This window comes from Rhizobium etli CFN 42 (assembly GCF_000092045.1).
GTDB classification, from domain to species: Bacteria; Pseudomonadota; Alphaproteobacteria; order Rhizobiales; family Rhizobiaceae; genus Rhizobium; species Rhizobium etli.
Genome location: NC_007761.1, coordinates 3,131,539 through 3,148,397, shown reverse-complemented (window position 1 = coordinate 3,148,397; position 16,859 = coordinate 3,131,539). Strand labels below are relative to the sequence as shown.

The window sequence follows — 16,859 nt, the reverse complement described above, 5'->3', positions numbered from 1 at the left end:
ACCGAATGTCGGTTCCTTTCTCGATGACAACATTCCTACAAATCCGCAGCTGAACGAGGGCTGAACGACAAAACCCGGCATTGCTGCCGGGCTTCAACTCGAATTCGACAGCCTTGTTAAGGGCTCAGCCCGCAATCTGCAGATTGACGGCCTTCGGGCCCTTGCCGCGGCGATCCGGCTCCGTGTCGAAGCTTACCTTCTGATTTTCCGTCAAACCGGCCAGCCCTGAGGCCTGTACGGCAGAAATGTGAACGAAGATATCGGCGCCGCCCCGGTCCGGCTTGATGAAGCCAAAGCCCTTGTCGGTATTGAAGAATTTTACAGTGCCAGTCTCGGCCATGCGTCAGGTCCTTTTCTCTCTGCCCGCCATCCACACGGGCAGCATCATAGCATTGCCTCCTTGCGGGAGGCGTTGGCAGGCAAGTCTTGAAATGTGAGAAAAAGGTCCCCTCTACCTCGGCCTGCTCCAAACAGGACTTTCGCCTGCCTTTTTCGGAACCGGCTGACCGGAATATTAGCGTTCCCGGCGCGCAAATACTTAAGGACTTCCCATGCTCGCAAAATGCCCGAACGCGCCGAGAGTGCTGCGTTTAAAGGATTTTGGCAAGCAAAAGTTTTTTAACGTGTCCTTCCGGGCACACTGCTTCCGACATCTGGTTTGCACAAAAACGCAAAATTTCCGTCGCGAATGGGAGATGATTAACGATTTATATCGTCTGCAATGTAAGTTTCGGGCAGATTTTGCCAAAAATGCAACGTAAACGGGCTGGCGAGTTCCCTGAAAATTTTTCCAATCCGGCGTCCACCCATATTCGGACCCATGTTCAGACGGCTGACAGGCGGCGGCGAGTGAATCCGGGTACGATCTCGACTACAAGCATAGCGATAAACATTAGCGCACAACCTGTATATCCTGTCGCCGGCATCGACTCACCGAGAATCAGGGCTGCGAGCGATGCGCCGAAGAGCGCTTCGGATGACAGGAAGATCGCTGCCTGCGACGGCGTCGTGTAGCGCTGGGCGATCACCTGCAAGACGAAGGCCAAGCCGGACGAGAAGATGCCGACATAGAGGACCTCAGGTGCTGCGGCCCAAATCGCCGAAGGGCTGATCGGTTCGACGACGACGGCGATGGAAAGCGCGCAAACCGTGGTGACGGCAAATTGCGTGGCCGTCAGCGCGAGAGGCCTTCCGCTCTCGGAGACGGTCGTGCCAGCAAGAGTGATCTGGATCGCCCAGAAGACGGCGCAGACCACGGTCAGGAGATCGCCTGGCGTGAGCGCCGAGAGCTGACCGCCGGACAGGAGATAGATGCCGGCGAGTGCCATCAGCGCCCCCGGCCAGATAATCCAATGCGGGGTGCGGCGCAGGAAAAACACGGCAATGAGCGGCACGAAGACGACATAGAGGCCGGTGATGAAGCTGGAATTCGTCACCGTCGTCGTCTGCAGCCCGACCTGCTGCGTGGCGGCGCCGCTGAAAAGGGCAAGGCCGGTAAGGATATAGAGCTTGGCATGGCGTGCGCTGGTCTTCGCCTTTGCCTTGCGCGCTTCCAGAAGAACGAAAGGCAAGACGGCCAATGTGGCGACAGCAAAACGCAGGACGATGAACCAGAAGGGGCCGATCGCCTTCATCGCCGTCGATTGCGCGACGAACCCGCCGCCCCAGATGGCGGCGGCAAACAACAGGAGGAGGTTCGCCTGAATGCGCGTCATGTCGTCCTCGATGGGGAAGGGAGATCTGTCCGAGCGGTTAGCAGTTGCCTTTCCTCTAGGCAAGGGCGAAGACTTGGCGCTGATGGCGGAGGTGGAGGCATGCAACGCGAAAAACAGCGGCCGGCGAGCGGTATGGCGGCACCCGGAACGGCAGGCTATTCCGGTACGCCGCTGGCCAGGAAGCTCGGGCTTGCGCATGGGCAGGCTGCCGCTCTTCTCGGTGTTCCCGAAACGATCGACGACATCAATGGTTTCGGCGATTTTGCTTCGGTCGTACGCGTGCTTCCCGAGACGCTTTTGCGAGCATTCGACTATATCCATCTATTTGTGACTGAGCGCAGGGTGCTGGAAGCGACGGCGCCAACGCTTTGCCGGGTCCTGAAGACCGACGGCATGATCTGGATCTCCTGGCCGAAGAAGAGTTCACGCGTGCCGACCGATATCACGGAAGACGTGCTGCGGAAGATCCTGCTGCCAAACGGCCTGGTCGACATCAAGGTCTGCGCTGTCGACGGGACCTGGTCGGGGTTGAAATTCGTCATTCGCAAGGAATTGCGCGGCGCGATGTGACCGCTCAACCGTTGCTGGCCTGAGCGCGCGAGACCCGGATCAGCGCGCCGTCGTCCTCGTCCGTCACCATCAGCAGTGCGCCGTCGGGCGCTACAATGACGTCGCGGATGCGCCCGTAATCGCCCTTGAACAAGCGCTCCTCGGCGACGAAAGCGCCGCTCTCGTCGCGCTGCATGCGCGAGAGCAGCTGGAATTTCAGCGCCGCGACGAGGAAGTCGCCGTCCCATTCCGGGAACATTGCGCCGCGATAGACAGCGAGCGCGCCGGGCGCGATCGAAGGGTCCCAATAGTGCAGCGGCTGCTCCAGCCCTTCCTTGGCGGTGCCTTCGCCGATCTCGGCGCCCGAATAGTCACGGCCGTAGGTGATGATAGGCCAACCGTAATTCTTGCCGGCTCCGAGCTGATTGATCTCGTCGCCGCCGCGTGCGCCGTGCTCGACGGTGTAGAGCTTGCCGTCCCTGGCATCGAAGGTGATGCCCTGCGGATTGCGGTGGCCTTTCGACCAGATCTCCGGCAGCGCTTTGCCGCCGTCCTTGAACGGATTGTCGGCGGGGGTGCTGCCGTCGGCATTGATGTGGACGATTGAGCCGGCATCGTCCTGCCAGTCCTGCGATCGGTCGCGGTCGCCGCGGTCGCCGACGCTGATGAACAGCGTGCCATCAGGGGCAATCGCGATGCGCGCGCCATATTGGATGTTGCCCAATGTGAAGCGCTTCATGGTGAAGATGGGCGTCACCGCCTCAAGCGTCTTTTCGTCGGCGGACAGCGTCGCGCTGAAAGCCTCGGTGCCGGAGCCCTGTCTGTTGGCAATGGCAGCGGTGAAATAGAGTTTTCTGCTCGTGGCAAAGTCCGGGGCAAGCGCCACGTCCATAAGGCCGCCCTGGCCGCGGGCGCTGACCTTGGGCACGTTGCCGATCGGCTCGGAAAGCTTGCCATCACGGATAATGCGCATGCGGCCCGGTCGCTCGGTGACGAGATAGGCGCCGTCGGGCAAGACTTCGACCGCCCAGGGGTGTTCGAGGCCATCGACTAGTTTTTCGACGCGAACCGTGGGACCCTGCGTGTTGACGATATCGGCCGCATTGGCCGATGTGGCGCCGAACAGAACCAGCGCCGCGACAAAATGCAAGGCGGATATTCTCGTCATTTGCTTCCCCGTCGTCTTTTCATCCGGAACGTGGAGCGGGCAGGGCAGAGCTTCAAGCCTCAGTCTGTCTGTAATAACGGCTTTGTGTTTGCCGGTTGAATGGAGCCGGTCGCGTTACCATCAACCAGTTCGGCTTCGAGGATGTAGCGCAGCCGCCCGCGTTCGGTCGCATCGAAGGGCCAGCAGGTGGTCAGTACGAGGCGGCGGCCATCGGAGGAGGGGTCGATGCCGCTTGCGTCCCAGGGGGCAATGCGGCCTTCGCCGGCCTTGAAGGTCAGTAGCTTGCCGTCGCGGCGGGTAACTTCGATCGTATCGCCCGGCCTTATATATTGCAGCCAGCGGAAATGGGTGTCGCGATGGGCGGCGATGACGGAGGTGCCCTCGTCGCCCGGCTGCGGTGTATTGGCAAGCCAGGCCGGACCGAAGGCGAGCGCCTCCCCGGAGGCGCCGGAAAGCACGATCGCCTCCTTGCCGAGCCGCGGCGCGCGCACCCTGGCTTCCGTGGTGAAATCGGCCCAGGGCCAGGGCTTCGTCTCCTTGCCGCTCAGTTCGGCGGCAAAAGCACGTTTCAGCAGGACTTGCGAGATTTCCGCCTTCGCCTTCAGCAGGAATCCGTCGCCGATCAGCGCCAGGCCGTAGAAGGCGAGACCGGCAATGGCGAAGGCGATCGTCTTTTCGATCGGCGAAAGACGCCAGAGGAAGAAACCCTTTCTCCTCCGCGCCTTCGGCGCGTCGTGTGCCGTGGCGGCGGCCATGGCGAGTTCCAGATAGGTCGGCAGCGGCTCGAATTCGGCCGCTTCCTGATTTTTGCTAGAAACCATCGCGCTTGGCTCCGGCCGAGGCGAGACCCTTGAGGCGGCGGCGCCAGATGGCGAGCCCGCTCGCCGCCGCCAGCGCCAGCAGCAGCATGGTGAGTCCGCGCATGATCTGCTCGTCGGCGCGTGTCGCCGTCTGCGGCAGGTTCACCGTCGAGCTCTTCTGCGCGATCAGCGTGGCGGCTTTTGCCGTCGGCGCCGCGGCCATCAAGTTGGCGATCTCGGGCGATGCGGCGAGATCCTGGGTTGCGGCTGCGGCCCGTTGCGGTTCGGCGCTTCCAGCCGGCGTGGCCGCGCCGTGGCGCTCGGCGCCGCCAGACGGGACAGCCTTTTCGCCGAAGACCTTCCCGAAGTCCCAGCCCTCCGGCAAGTTGAGCGGCAGCTTCGCCGAGCCGAGCGGTTCGTTGGCTGGCCGCGACGGCGTGACGTCGACGGCGACTAAACTGGTGACGCGCGAGACGAGGTGGTGGGCAAGCGCCACCGCCTCGATGTCCTTGTCGAGTGCGGCGGGATCCTGGCGCTCATAGGCGCGGGCCTCGAGATCATCGATCTTGCGCCGCGCCCAGAGCTTGGAAATGCCGCTGCCGACGGCGGCATTGGCGATGTCCATCTCGACCCGCCAGGGCTGGTCGCCCGTCTTGCCGACGATCTGCAGCTTGCCGGCAGCCTTGTCCTGCGGCAGTTCCGCCGTCAGAACGACGGGCTCGCCGCTATAGAGGTCGGGCATCGGGTTCGGCGTGATATCCTCGGCCTCTATGCCTTCGAAGCTAGCGGCAATATCGGTCATTGTCGGGTTCTGCAGCTTGGCGAAGAGTTCGCTCATGCGGCTTGCCACCTGATCGGTCGAGCCGATCTGGGTGAAGGTGCCGCGGCCGACCTCTGCGGCTTTGGTCATGAAATAGGTGTTCGGCGCCGAGCCGATGCCGACGGTAAAGACGCGGGCATCGCCACGGTTGGCGGTGATTTCTTGGAAGAGCTGTTGTTCGTTGCCGATCGCGCCATCGGTCAGGAATACGACCTGGCGCAGCGCACCGCTTGCGACCGGGCCCTGGTTGCGCAGCGCATCCTCAAGGGCCGGCAGCATTTCCGTGCCGCCATCGGCGGTCAGGCTCCGGACGTAAGCGACGGCTTTTTCACGATTATCAGGAGTGGCGGCGACGAGGCCCTTGAAATAATCGGTCATCGTGTCGTCGAAACGGATGACGTTGAAGCGGTCGTTCGGGTTCAATCTGGAGATTGCCAGCGCCAGGCTCTGCCTTGCCTGCTCGATCGACTGGCCGGACATGGAGCCGGAATTGTCGATGACGAAAACCACCTCACGTTTTGATGGCGCTGCAGCATCCGGCGCGGTTGGCGGGGTGACGAAGGCAAGCAGATAGGTCTTGCCATCAATCGCTTCGCGGAAGAGGCCGGCACTCGGCGTCTTCCCCGGAGCGGCTTTCCAGGTGAGCTCGAAATCCTTGTCGGCCGGAACCGCGTCTCCTTTCAGGCTGATCGTTCTCGCCTGGTCGCCGTCCTGTCCGATATCGACGTCGTGGAATGAGGATTTGACCTCACCGAGCGGGAAGCCGGCCTTGAGGTTGACGGTCAGCGAGACGGGGTTGATCCTGGCGTTCTCGCGCGGATCGAGCACCGGGGCTTCGATCTTCTCCCGATTTTGCACCGGGTCTCGTGGTATTGCGAAACCGGCACCGTTGTTGAAGTCCACGGTCTGGACGATCGGCGCCGGATTATAGCGCGGCGCAACGACCATCGGGAAGCGCAGCGAGAATTCACCGCCGGACTGATGGACCGTCTGCTGATATTCGATCTGCACGACGATCTCTTCGCCGGGACCGATATTGGCGACCTGGTTGGTGAAGATGTTGGGTCGCTGCTGTTCGAGCAGCGCCGTCTTCTTGCCCTCGGCCTTCGCCTGCTCATAGATCTCGCGGGCTTCCTGGCGCGGCTTGATCTGGCCTTCGATGAAGCGATCGCCGATCTGCATCTTCAGCGCGTCAACGGCCGAATTGTCGGGCAGCGGGAAGACGTAGGTGCCCTCGATCCAGCCCTGGCTCGGGTTCTGGAAACGCTGGGTGACCTTCACCCTGGCGATCGGACCGGAGACATCGATTGCGACATCGGTCTTCAGCCGCGGCGCTTCGACATAAAAACCCGGTTCCTTCGACGGGAAGAGCAGCGAGCCGCTATTGACGTCGTTCGGCCGCACAAGGGCCGCGAGCTGACCGGATGCCTGCCGCGTCTCGGCGCGGGCGGCGGAGGCAAGCCCCAGCATCGCGGCGATGCAGGCGACAAAGGCGGTGACGGCGACAAGACATGAAATGGAGATCCGGCGCATGCGCATGCGCCCGATGGTGAACTCATCTTCCAGAAACATTGGCCTACCCTCAATAACCAATTTTGGATGAGGGAATGATGCAGCTTCGATCTCGGCGGGCTCGCGACCGAATTGCGGCGGCGGGCGGCATTTGTTGCGGCTTATTCGTGGCGGCGATGAAATCCGGCGATCTCTCTGATTTTAAAAGGCGAAAAACATGATCGTCGTGACCGCGAAAGTGCCGCGGTCGAGGCCCTGTCCTGTCCAAAGCCCATGGCCTCAGACTGTCGCGATGTCATGGACGGGTGATTCTGTAGACCAGCAAATCGTCCGAATCCACAAGCTTGGTTGCGGTCTTGTCCAGATAATCGATGACGCCAACATGATGCTCGAAGAATCGCAAGTCCGCGTGGTCGGTGGCGTTCTTAGTCACGCCGAACAGATCCGCGCCTTGCGCGCGCAGTTCCTCGAGCTGCGCGATCGCAGTGGCGTCATCCGCGACGAATTTCGACCAGTCCGCATCGCCTCCTCCAGGCGGGAACACCCAGCCGCGCGCCCTGCTGTAATAGACTGCGATGGGGTCGCCGACGTCTGGCGCGGTGGCGACGACGAGATCGCCCGGTTTCGCCAACCGCGCCAGTTCCTCGCCAAGCAGTTTGCCCTTCATGGCGACTGGCTTCTTCATCGTCCTGACGAGGGGAAGGGTCGACCCGGCAAGCGCCACGGCGACGATGCAGATCGCGCGAAGCGCCACAGCCGGCTTAAGAACGGCCCTCGGTGACAGCGTTGCCAGGAGAAGCGCGCCGTGGCCTGAGAACATCGCGACCGGCACATGAAAGATGTGGAAGTTCCACACATTGGCGGTGATCTCGCCCGCCGCCGCCAGATAGAGGATCGTGGCCGCTGCCAGCCAGACATAGGGAATGGCCGAAAGTCTGCGTTGCTCCGGGTCTTCAGCGGGTCTGGGCGGTATCCATAAGCCGACCGCCAGCAGCATCAAGAATGGAGAGCCGTAGAACCACCAGACCCACGTGTTCCACGCCGATTTGACGTAGAACCTGTTCTTGACGTATGCCCAGAAGCCGTCATCCCAAATATAGCCGCCGCTGCCGGCGATATGAAACGGCGGATAATTACGGCCGAGATAAATGGCCCAGCTGTAATAAGCGGCGACGATAGCCAGGCTCACAAGCCCCCATAGGAAGACCCGGGTTGCCTGCTTCTGCTTCTTCTCCTGAATCCAGCAAACCATCAAATAGAAGATGACGGCGCCGGCGACGAGGCCTGGCGGCTTTGACAGTGCGCCGAGCGAGATGCTCGCCGTGGCGAGGGGCAAGAGCCAGCCGTTGCCGCCGGCCCAGTATTTGACGAACAGCCAGACGCCGAGGGTCGCGAGCGCCAGCATCACGGGATCTGGAAGAAACGAGCTGTCGATCATGATCGTCGCCGGCATCAGCGCATAGGCAAGCGCCGCCGCATGGGCGTGCATCTTGCCCCAGCACAGCGCCGTCAGCCTGTGCAGAGAAAATACCGTCACCATACCGAAGACAGCCGCAACCACACGGCCGTACCAGTCATGCCAGCCGAAGAGCTGATAGAGAAGGGCGGTGATATAGCTGACGATCTGGAATTCGCGGCCCTGATAGCTTGGTCCGGGACCGGTCCAGCTGACCTCTGGAAAGAAGATGTTCCAGCTGCGCTGCTGGAAATTATCGGCCATCATCGCGGTGCTTATCTCGCGCCAACTGAAGCCGTCGACCAGCGGCAAGGTGATTTTGTGGAACCTAAAGACGACCGCAATGAACAGGATCGCCAGCAGGATCCCCGTGTCCAGGTTCAGGTAGTTGCGGCGAGCCATGTCCCGGCCGGTCGTCTGCTGCTGATATTGCCGACCTTCGGCCTGGGTCAATTCCCGGATGTCCGTCATCTGAAACCGTGTCCCGCCTGATGCCCGACGCAGCGCGAGAGGCGGCGGCATCGGATCGAAAGGAAGATCAGGCTGAGCAGGATCTCGCCGCCGGCGCGGCCGGCTGCGGGGAGCGGCGCGTCGGTATCACTGAGCAGCGGCTTGGAAGACTTGCGAAGCGGCTTTGTCATGACGGAAGTTCATCAACACTGCCTCGAAAAGCAATTAGCCCAGATTGATTAGTAACCTCATCCGTGATGCGAACATCATAAGAACATCGGCGAGGGCGGCTGTCAATTCGAAACCCGTGCTGTGGAGATTGATCCAAAGATTGAGCGGAGCGTTTCAACCGCGCCGCAAGCCCTGCGGAAAAGAACTCCAGTCCGCAGGTGAGATAAAACGATCAATAAGAATCATTGCGCCCATCACGCCTTTGCCCTTGAAATGCCGCCATACATTGGACATAGAGCTAACCGCAGAACTCCGGTCCCGGCTTTCTGCTCGTTTCAACCAATAGGACCGATATCATGGCCTTCCTTGCCGATGCTCTTTCTCGTGTGAAGCCTTCAGCCACCATCGCCGTTTCCCAGAAAGCGCGTGAGCTGAAAGCGAAAGGACGCGACGTCATTGGCCTCGGCGCGGGCGAGCCGGATTTCGATACGCCCGACAATATCAAGAAGGCCGCCATCGACGCGATCAACCGCGGCGAGACGAAGTACACGCCGGTTTCCGGCATCCCCGAGCTGCGCAAGGCGATCGCTGCCAAGTTCAAGCGCGAGAACGGGCTGGAATATTCCTGGGAACAGACGATCGTCGGCACCGGCGGCAAGCAGATCCTGTTCAACGCATTCATGGCGACGCTGAACCCCGGCGACGAAGTCGTCATCCCGGCGCCTTACTGGGTGTCCTATCCCGAGATGGTGGCGCTCTGCGGCGGCACGCCGGTTTTCGTTTCGGCAACCCAGGAGCATAACTTCAAGCTCCAGCCCGCCGATCTCGAAAAGGCGATCACGCCGAAGACCAAGTGGTTCATCTTCAACTCGCCGTCCAACCCGACGGGCGCGGCGTATACGCATGCCGAACTGAAGGCGCTGACCGACGTGCTGATGAAGCATCCGCATGTCTGGGTGCTGACGGACGACATGTACGAGCACCTGACCTATGGCGACTTCAAGTTCGTCACGCCCGTGGAGGTCGAGCCCAGCCTTTATGACCGAACGCTGACGATGAACGGCGTCTCCAAGGCCTATGCGATGACCGGCTGGCGTATCGGTTATGCGGCCGGCCCGCTCCAGCTCATAAAGGCAATGGACATGATTCAGGGTCAGCAGACCTCGGGTGCGACGTCGATCGCCCAGTGGGCGGCTGTCGAAGCGCTGAACGGCACGCAGGACTTCATCCCAGCGAACAAGAAGATCTTCGAAGGTCGCCGCGACCTCGTCGTCTCCATGCTGAACCAGGCCAAGGGCATCGTCTGCCCGGTGCCGGAAGGCGCCTTCTACGTCTATCCGTCCTGCGCCGGCCTGATCGGCAAGACGGCACCGTCGGGCAGGGTCATCGAGACGGACGAAGATTTCGTTTCCGAGCTTCTGGAGTCGGAAGGTGTCGCCGTCGTTCACGGCTCCGCCTTCGGCCTCGGCCCGAATTTCCGCATCTCCTATGCGACGTCGGAAGATCTGCTCGAGGAAGCCTGCCGCCGCATCCAGCGCTTCTGCGGCGCCTGCAAGTAAAGCGAACCGCGATAATATCGATCGAAGGCCTGCCGGTGACGGCGGGCCTTTTATTTATCTGGCGTGGACGATGTGGCTGCATGTGGCTACATTCGCAGCGTGAAGACCGTTTCAATCCGCGGCGCGAAGAACCGCCTGACCGAGCTTGCCCGCGAGGTCGAGGCAGGCGAAACCGTTGTCGTCACGCGCAACGGGCGGCCGGTGTTCGACCTTGTGCCGCATCAGAAATCGCTATCGCGCAGAAAAAGCTGACCGAACGCTTTCCACGTGTCGAGCAGTTGCTTTCAGACGGTGTCGCCAGCGCTTCGTCAGTGTCGCCAGCCTCTGGGAAATTGCCATCAAGACAAGACTTGGCAAATTGCAGCCGGGATTGCCGCTTGAGACCGGGTTGACCATCCTGCCTGTCGATGTCCCACACGTCATCACCGCCGCCAACCCCGAGCCGGAGGCGCGCTATCCCTTTGATCGGCTGCTGCTGGCGCAGTGCAAGGTCGAAGGCTTGCAACTCGCCACCGTCGACCGGCTGCTCGTCGGTCATCCTCTGGCATTGCGACTATAGCTCACATCCCGAGTCAAGGCGTTGCCGCATTGAATCCGCTTCGCCTCGCAAGTCGTTGAATTCCGATTCAAAACGTGACGGGGGGTGCCGGTGGGGCGGGTGATCTGCGGTTGCGGGCGGACGCCAAACCAACTAGATATCCGGCACCAAGTTCAAATTGCCGCTTCGGGGGGCCGGATTTTGCAGCAGAGTGCCGTCATTGTATGTTCTGACGTTAACATGCTGCCGGCCGCCTGCTGCACTCTGCTTTCCGTCAAGCGCAATCTTACGAATGCTGATGTAGAGTTCCTGCTTCTCGGCATCGACCTCAAGCCGCACGAGGTCGCCGAGGTCGAAAATTTTGGGCGGCTTCATGGTATGGCGATCAGGGTATTGCCCTATGAGACGCCAGATACCGGCCTCCAGGCGCGGGGCCGCTGGTCCGCCGCCACGCTGGCGCGGCTCTATATGGATCGGGATATACCAGACCATATCGAGCGCCTGCTTTACCTCGATGCCGACGTGCTGGCGGTTGCGCCCGTCGATGAACTCTTCACTCTTGATTTTCAAGGCAAGGCGCTTGCCGCCGTCGACGACTATGTCATGGCCTTTCCCGAGAAATCAGGCGCGCGCCAGCGCAAGATCGGCATGGGCGAGGGCGGCCGCTACTTCAATGCCGGCGTATTGCTGTTTGACTGGTCGGCTTGCCGAGCGAGGGGGCTCTTCCCCAGAACCCGGGAAATCTTCAAGGAGCGATCGCACCTGTTCGAGAACAACGACCAGGATGCGCTGAACGTCACTTTCGACGGTGACTGGCTGGTGCTCGATCCGCGCTGGAATACGCAGACGGGCCTGTTGCCTTTCGTCGATCGGCCGGCCATCTTTCATTTTACCGGCCGCAAGAAGCCGTGGCAGGCGAACGTTCCCTGGGTGCACCGGCGGATGGCCAATCGTTATGCCGATGATCTTCGCAACACACCCTGGGCGTCTTTCTGCAGGCAACCCTCGAGAACGGACCGAGTGGCGGGCTTCCTCTCGCATGTGGGAAAGCAGATCGGCGGCCTGACGCGGCTTGCCCGGATGCGCGCCTATTTCAGCAACAGCTAGTCGGGCGGGCGGCGCGCGTCGTCCTTGGAATGTGCATGTGAGGTGATATGGAAGCAATCCCCAGCGATAACAAGGCTACGACCGCTCCGGATGGCGGCTTCAATTTCCTGACGCCGGAAGCGTGGAAGGCGCTGTTGTCGGGCTATTCCCACATCGTGCTGGTGGCAAACAGCGAGGCGGTCGATATCGAACGGCTGCGGAGCGAATTGCCGGAGACGGCGCTCTACGTCTTCTTCAACAAGGTCTACAAGGTGCTCGACGAACCCTTCGTCGGCCATTCCATGCTGGTTGCCCGCAGCGACGTGATGGGCGCCCATATCGTCCACCGGCGCGAGGCGGCCGATGTCTTGCGCTTCTTTGGCGGCGACGATTTCCTCGGCATCGTCAACATCCGAGTTTCCGTCGAGGAAAATTTCAGCGAAAAGAGCTGCTTCGAAGGCGCTAAGGCCCGTCACCTTGATCTGACGCAAATGCTCGCCGATCTCTATCCGGTCGGCAAGATCGCGACGAGCGGCTTTGCTGTAGCGTTGTGGCTCGCCGATTTGCAGTTGCCAGGCAAGATCCTGCTTGCCGGCTTTTCGGCGAAGCGGAGCGAGAAGTGGAAGGTGTTCGACGTGCATGATTGGACGTTCGAGCAGATCTTCCTGCGTCTCTTCGCGCGCATGGGCTCGATCTCGATGATGGGCGGCGTCGATGTCAGCCCCTATTCGGCGCTCGCCAAACGGTTTCCTGAGGTGCCGCCGATCGAGATCGCGATGACCGCGGCTGAGGTCTTGTCCGAGCGGCTCGACAATACGAACAGCCAGATCGACAGGCTGATGTCCGTCACCAAATTCATCCGCGCCGTCGACAATTTCTTTCGGCGGTTCAAACCGAAAACCCGCAAGCAGCGCTTTCTCGAAAAGTCCAGGGGATGACTGTCGCAGGCCTCTGCTATTAGGCGTAGGTGGCCAAGAAAGCTGTTTCCGATACCAATCAATTCATCTCTCTATACTGACGATCGAGGTGGACAATGGAACAAAAGACCGTCCGAATTTTCGTGGGATTCGATCCCAAGGAAGTGGTCGCCTACCACGTTCTCGTGCAGAGCATCATCGAGAAGTCGTCGATCCCGGTCGAGTTCTCGCTCATTGCGCTCTCCAATCTTGGCGGGATTTTCACCCGCGAGCGCAACGCGCTGCAATCAACGGAGTTTTCCTTCTCGCGTTTCCTGACGCCCTATCTCAGCGGTTACGAGGGCTGGAGCATCTTCATGGATTGCGACATGCTGATGCGTGCGGATATCGCCGAGCTTTGGGCATTGCGCGACGAGCGTTACGCCGTCATGTGCGTCAAACACGATTACCAGCCGAAGATCGACACCAAGTTCCTCGGCCAGGTACAGACCAAATACGAAAAGAAGAATTGGTCGAGCTTCATCCTCTTCAACAATGACGAATGCCGCGCGCTGACGCCTGATTACGTCAATACCGCCGCCGGGCTGCAACTCCATCAGTTCAAATGGCTGGAAAATGAAGACCTCATCGGCGAATTGCCGGTGACGTGGAATTACCTCGTCAATGAATACGACTACCGCGAAGACGCCAAGAACGTCCACTTCACCGATGGCGGGCCGTATTTCGAGGAATATAAGAACGACGATTACGCCGAGGAATGGTTCGCAGCCCGCGAACGCCTGCTCTTCGCCCAACAGCCCGCCTAAGCAGCCTGTTCTTTCCCTTCCTCCGCGGGAAGGGGGGCCTCAGAGCCCCAGCGCCGTCAGCATGACGAAGGTGGCGAAGAGGATGAAATGCGTCATACCCTCAATGGCGTTTGTCTCGCCGTCGTTGAGGTTGATCGCGGCGGCAATCAAGGTGATCGTCACCATCACCGTCTGCACCGGCGTCATCGCCATGATGAAGGGCTGGCCGGTATACAGTGCGATCGCCTCCATCACGGGCACAGTCAGGATCACCGTCGATAGCGAGGCGCCCATGGCGATGTTGACGGCCGCCTGCATTCGGTTCTTGAGCGCCGCCCGCAAGGCGGTCAGGATTTCGGGAGCGGCGGAAATAGCCGCGACGACGACAGCGGTCACCGCGATTGGCGCGCCGCTGTCGCGCAAGCCTTCGGTCATGAAGGCCGACATGAATTCCGCCAGCAGGCCGATGATAACGACGCCGACGAGAATGGTGGCAATCGAGACGGCGGCCGGTCCGTCAGCGTCGTGTCCGTCGTGACTTTCCTTCTTTCGCTCGGAGCGCGGATAGCTATAGCTGAAAAAATAGCTGTGCTGGCCGACCTGCATGCGCAGGAAGAGGCCGTAAAGCGCAATCATCGCGACGATGGTGAAGGCGGAATAATAATGCCATTTATCTCGCGGCACGAATTCCGGCACGATCATCGAAATGCCCATGGCGGTGAGGATCATCACGCCATAGGTCTTGCCCGAATTGTCGTTGTAGGGCTGCTCCCCGTGCTTCAGGCCCCCCAAAAGGGCAGCGAGGCCGAGAATGCCGTTGATATCGAACATCAGGGCCGAATAGATCGTGTCGCGCACCAGCGTCGAAGAGCTCTCGCCGCTCATCATGATGGCGAGAATGATGACTTCGACGGTGAGAGCCGAAAGTGTCAGGATCATCGTGCCGTAGGGATCGCCGACCTTGACTGCGAGCAGTTCGGCATGATGGGCGACGCGGATCGAAGCGAGTACGATGGTGGCGACGAGTCCTGCGGCGGCGATGAGCGCCAGACCGCGCCCCATCTCCATGACCGTATGCTCCAGAAGATAAGCGGTCACGACGACGACGAGTGCAGTGATCAGAAACTTCTCCTCTTTAAGGCGTGATGCGATGCCCAAATCTCAGCTCCCGTTGCGATTCACGCCTTTTAACTAAGTCACTGATTTCGGATGGGAAGCACGCGGCGGCACTCTGCTATTTGCAGTCTTCGGCGTTTAATGGAATACTAACGCCATCGGGGCCGGAAAGCAGATCGCGGCGTCCTCGAATTCTCGTCACGCGGCCGCGATGATCCGGACCCTGTCCGGAAGCATGCGAATGCGCAACAAGATGATGAGGAGACGGATGCATGATCAAGGTGGTCTATGAAGTCGTGCCGCATGACGGCGGTTGGGCCTACAGGCTGGGAGGCGTCTATTCCGAGGCATTCCCGACCCATGCCGAGGCGCTCGAAGCTGCGCGCATCGTCGCGGCCGAACAGCAGGTCGGGGGCGATTCCGCCGAGATCAGCTGGCAGGACGAAAACGGCAAATGGCATGAGGAATATGCCGAAGGCGGTGACCGGCCGGAAACCGAGGTGGTCGATGGCTTGTGGCAGGAGCGATCGGCTGGAGCCTCGCCGAGTGCTGGACATTAACCCTAATGCGCGTCGCGATCTTTCAGATTCGCTCGCTGCGATTTAGGTCCTTGTTTTTGTGCATGCCGTTATCGCAAAACCGCGCACGCTTTTGCGCGACATGCACCTAGCCCCTCAATGCCCGCGTGACGATCGTATCGACAAATTCGCGCTTCTCAGCGGTATAGCGATCGCCGTCCGTTCGGAATTCAGCTGCCAGCCTGCGTTTCAGCGCGGCATAATCGGCCGCCGCCTCGGGATGCGCGATGAGATAATCCCGGAAAGCCAGCCTGTTTCCATGCGTGCCGTTGCCGGCCGGGCAAAGGTAGACCCGTTCGGCCGGCACCGAATCTCTCGACAAAAATGCCCAAACCTCGTCGTCATAGCGGTTGCCGCGCGGCTCGTAGTCTTGCGAGAGAAGCACCTGTGTCGCACTCTCGATATGCTCGAGACCAGGAAGAACGATGTCGATATCGATAAGCGGCTTGGCGGTCATATCAGGTATGGCGGTGCTGCCGACGTGATCGATGGCGAGCGCCTGCGGTAGCAAGGCCAACAGATTGGCTCGGATGCGCTGGAAGGCTTCCGGCCATTCCCTGTCATAGCTCACGAGTTCAACCGGCTTGTGCATCGTTATCTCCATAGGATGCTGCGATTACCCATGATTTTCATCGAAAATCGATCTCGATTTCCGCTTGCGCGCCGGTGGAATGACGTAATCCCGGAGCCCCTTGACCAGCGCGTCGAAAGTGACGCGGCAGCGCGGTGAGGTCCTCAGGCTTTCGTGCATGACCACCCATGTGCCGAGCGGAATCTCGAACGCATCGGGCAGGACATGCACGAGGTCGGGGTTTTCTCGTGCCAGTCCGATCTGGCAGAGACCAATGCCGACGCCGGCGCGGATTGCGGAGAGCTGGGCAAGATTGCTGTCGGTCCTGTAGGAGAATTTGATGCCTTCGGGCGCCGGATAGCGCTTCATCACCATGCGGACGTAGGCCGTCTGCCGGTCGAAGCCGATGAGCCGGTGGTTGACGAGGTCTGCCATGGTTTGCGGAATGCCGTGCCGTTCGAGATAGCGGCGGTGGGCGTGGAAGGCGATCGGGATGTCGCCGATGCAGCGTACGATGAGGGCATCCTGCTGCGGCTCGGCCATGCGTACGGCGATATCGGCCTCGCGATTTACCAGATCTTCGATCGCATCGGATGCCGAGAGCTCGATGTGGAGTTCGGGATAGGCTTCCTGCAGGGGCCCGAGAATCCGAGGCAGGACTTCGACGGCGACAACCTCGCTGGCGCTGAGCCTTACCGTTCCGGCTACCCTCTCTCGCTCGCCGGATGCCGTGCGCAAAAGAGCGGCGGCGGTTGCCGCCAGCGTTTCGGCATAGGGTTTCAGCGCCTGTGCGGCGTCGGTCGGCACGAGGCCGTTCGGCGACCGGATGAAGAGCTCGACGCCGATCGCCTGTTCCAGAGCATCGACATGGCGGCCAATGGTCGGCTGGGTCAGCCCCAGTTCGCGTGCGGCCGCCGAAAGCGACCCCCGCTGGAGCACGGTCAGGAAACTGCGGTAGAAATCCCAGCTTGGTTCAAGTGTCATATGTTTTTGCATAGCTGATCAATTTATTTCGTCAATTTTGTTTATCTGCAGGCAGGAGCATAGTCATCTCATGCAATTGAAGGA

General features: G+C 60.6%; 16 protein-coding genes and 2 pseudogenes. 8 read left to right on the top strand and 10 right to left on the bottom strand.

All coding sequences use genetic code 11. The features are described 5' to 3' along the window. Nucleotides 1-124: 124 nt before the first annotated feature. On the bottom strand, nt 125-340 hold the full coding sequence (locus RHE_RS15375) for a cold-shock protein (protein ID WP_003561293.1): 216 nt from the start codon (nt 338-340) through the stop codon (nt 125-127). Nucleotides 341-824: 484 nt separating this feature from the next. Continuing rightward, nucleotides 825-1,715, bottom strand: coding sequence for a DMT family transporter (locus RHE_RS15370; protein WP_042118822.1), 891 nt, complete (start codon nt 1,713-1,715; stop codon nt 825-827). A 99-nt stretch (nt 1,716-1,814) separates the two neighbouring features. Between RHE_RS15370 and RHE_RS15365 the strand changes: the two genes are divergently transcribed. After that, a complete protein-coding gene (locus RHE_RS15365) occupies nt 1,815-2,285 on the top strand; it encodes a hypothetical protein (RefSeq protein WP_011426245.1) in 471 nt (156 codons plus the stop codon). Nucleotides 2,286-2,289: 4 nt separating this feature from the next. Here the strand turns inward: RHE_RS15365 and RHE_RS15360 are convergent, their stop codons facing one another. From RHE_RS15360 to RHE_RS33645, 5 genes are all read right to left on the bottom strand, one after another. Further along, nucleotides 2,290-3,432: a PQQ-dependent sugar dehydrogenase gene (locus tag RHE_RS15360; RefSeq protein WP_011426244.1), complete on the bottom strand. Its 1,143-nt coding sequence runs from the start codon at nt 3,430-3,432 to the stop codon at nt 2,290-2,292. Between the two features lie 59 nt (nt 3,433-3,491). After that, nucleotides 3,492-4,253 carry a class GN sortase gene (locus RHE_RS15355; RefSeq protein ID WP_011426243.1) on the bottom strand — a complete coding sequence of 254 codons (762 nt, stop codon included), beginning with the start codon at nt 4,251-4,253 and terminating at the stop codon, nt 3,492-3,494. Further along, complete coding sequence (locus RHE_RS15350) at nt 4,243-6,624, bottom strand: marine proteobacterial sortase target protein (RefSeq protein WP_042118819.1); 2,382 nt, start codon at nt 6,622-6,624, stop codon at nt 4,243-4,245. Before RHE_RS15350 ends, RHE_RS15355 begins: the two co-directional genes overlap by 11 nt. A gap of 235 nt (nt 6,625-6,859) precedes the next feature. Next, nucleotides 6,860-8,491, bottom strand: coding sequence for an ArnT family glycosyltransferase (locus RHE_RS15345; RefSeq protein WP_011426241.1), 1,632 nt, complete (start codon nt 8,489-8,491; stop codon nt 6,860-6,862). Beyond that, a complete protein-coding gene (locus RHE_RS33645; protein WP_244425744.1) occupies nt 8,488-8,661 on the bottom strand; it encodes a hypothetical protein in 174 nt (57 codons plus the stop codon). The genes RHE_RS15345 and RHE_RS33645 overlap by 4 nt, the downstream gene beginning before the upstream one ends. 336 nt (nt 8,662-8,997) lie before the next feature. Here RHE_RS33645 and RHE_RS15340 point away from each other — a divergent pair, with 336 nt between their 5' ends. The 6 genes and pseudogenes from RHE_RS15340 to RHE_RS15315 all read left to right on the top strand — a co-directional run bounded on the left by RHE_RS15340 (nt 8,998) and on the right by RHE_RS15315 (nt 13,547). Continuing rightward, the gene (locus tag RHE_RS15340; protein ID WP_011426240.1) at nt 8,998-10,200 is read left to right on the top strand and encodes a pyridoxal phosphate-dependent aminotransferase; all 1,203 of its coding nucleotides are present in this window, start codon (nt 8,998-9,000) and stop codon (nt 10,198-10,200) included. 99 nt (nt 10,201-10,299) lie between these two features. Then, nucleotides 10,300-10,428: pseudogene (locus RHE_RS15335) on the top strand (type II toxin-antitoxin system Phd/YefM family antitoxin); the annotation flags it as partial. Next, nucleotides 10,428-10,759, top strand: a pseudogene (locus tag RHE_RS15330) (type II toxin-antitoxin system VapC family toxin). The pseudogenes RHE_RS15335 and RHE_RS15330, both read left to right, overlap by 1 nt. Nucleotides 10,760-10,939: 180 nt before the next feature. Further along, nucleotides 10,940-11,845 (top strand): glycosyltransferase family 8 protein, encoded by a 906-nt coding sequence (locus tag RHE_RS15325; RefSeq protein WP_073990387.1) that lies wholly within the window; start codon nt 10,940-10,942, stop codon nt 11,843-11,845. A 47-nt stretch (nt 11,846-11,892) separates the two neighbouring features. Beyond that, complete coding sequence (locus RHE_RS15320; protein ID WP_011426237.1) at nt 11,893-12,762, top strand: hypothetical protein; 870 nt, start codon at nt 11,893-11,895, stop codon at nt 12,760-12,762. Nucleotides 12,763-12,857: 95 nt separating this feature from the next. After that, nucleotides 12,858-13,547 carry a glycosyltransferase family protein gene (locus tag RHE_RS15315; RefSeq protein WP_011426236.1) on the top strand — a complete coding sequence of 230 codons (690 nt, stop codon included), beginning with the start codon at nt 12,858-12,860 and terminating at the stop codon, nt 13,545-13,547. A 39-nt stretch (nt 13,548-13,586) separates the two neighbouring features. On the opposite strand, the gene RHE_RS15310 is transcribed toward RHE_RS15315, so the two are convergent. Continuing rightward, a complete protein-coding gene (locus tag RHE_RS15310) occupies nt 13,587-14,684 on the bottom strand; it encodes a calcium:proton antiporter (RefSeq protein WP_042118812.1) in 1,098 nt (365 codons plus the stop codon). A gap of 230 nt (nt 14,685-14,914) precedes the next feature. Here RHE_RS15310 and RHE_RS15305 point away from each other — a divergent pair, with 230 nt between their 5' ends. Further along, nucleotides 14,915-15,202: a DUF2188 domain-containing protein gene (locus RHE_RS15305; RefSeq protein WP_011426234.1), complete on the top strand. Its 288-nt coding sequence runs from the start codon at nt 14,915-14,917 to the stop codon at nt 15,200-15,202. Nucleotides 15,203-15,308: 106 nt separating this feature from the next. Here the strand turns inward: RHE_RS15305 and RHE_RS15300 are convergent, their stop codons facing one another. Both RHE_RS15300 and RHE_RS15295 read right to left on the bottom strand, forming a co-directional pair. After that, entirely contained in the window at nt 15,309-15,818 is a 510-nt protein-coding gene (locus RHE_RS15300; protein WP_042119298.1) for a GrpB family protein, read from the bottom strand. A gap of 18 nt (nt 15,819-15,836) precedes the next feature. After that, nucleotides 15,837-16,775, bottom strand: a complete 939-nt coding sequence (locus tag RHE_RS15295; RefSeq protein WP_042118810.1) for a LysR family transcriptional regulator — start codon at nt 16,773-16,775, stop codon at nt 15,837-15,839. Nucleotides 16,776-16,859: the final 84 nt, after the last annotated feature.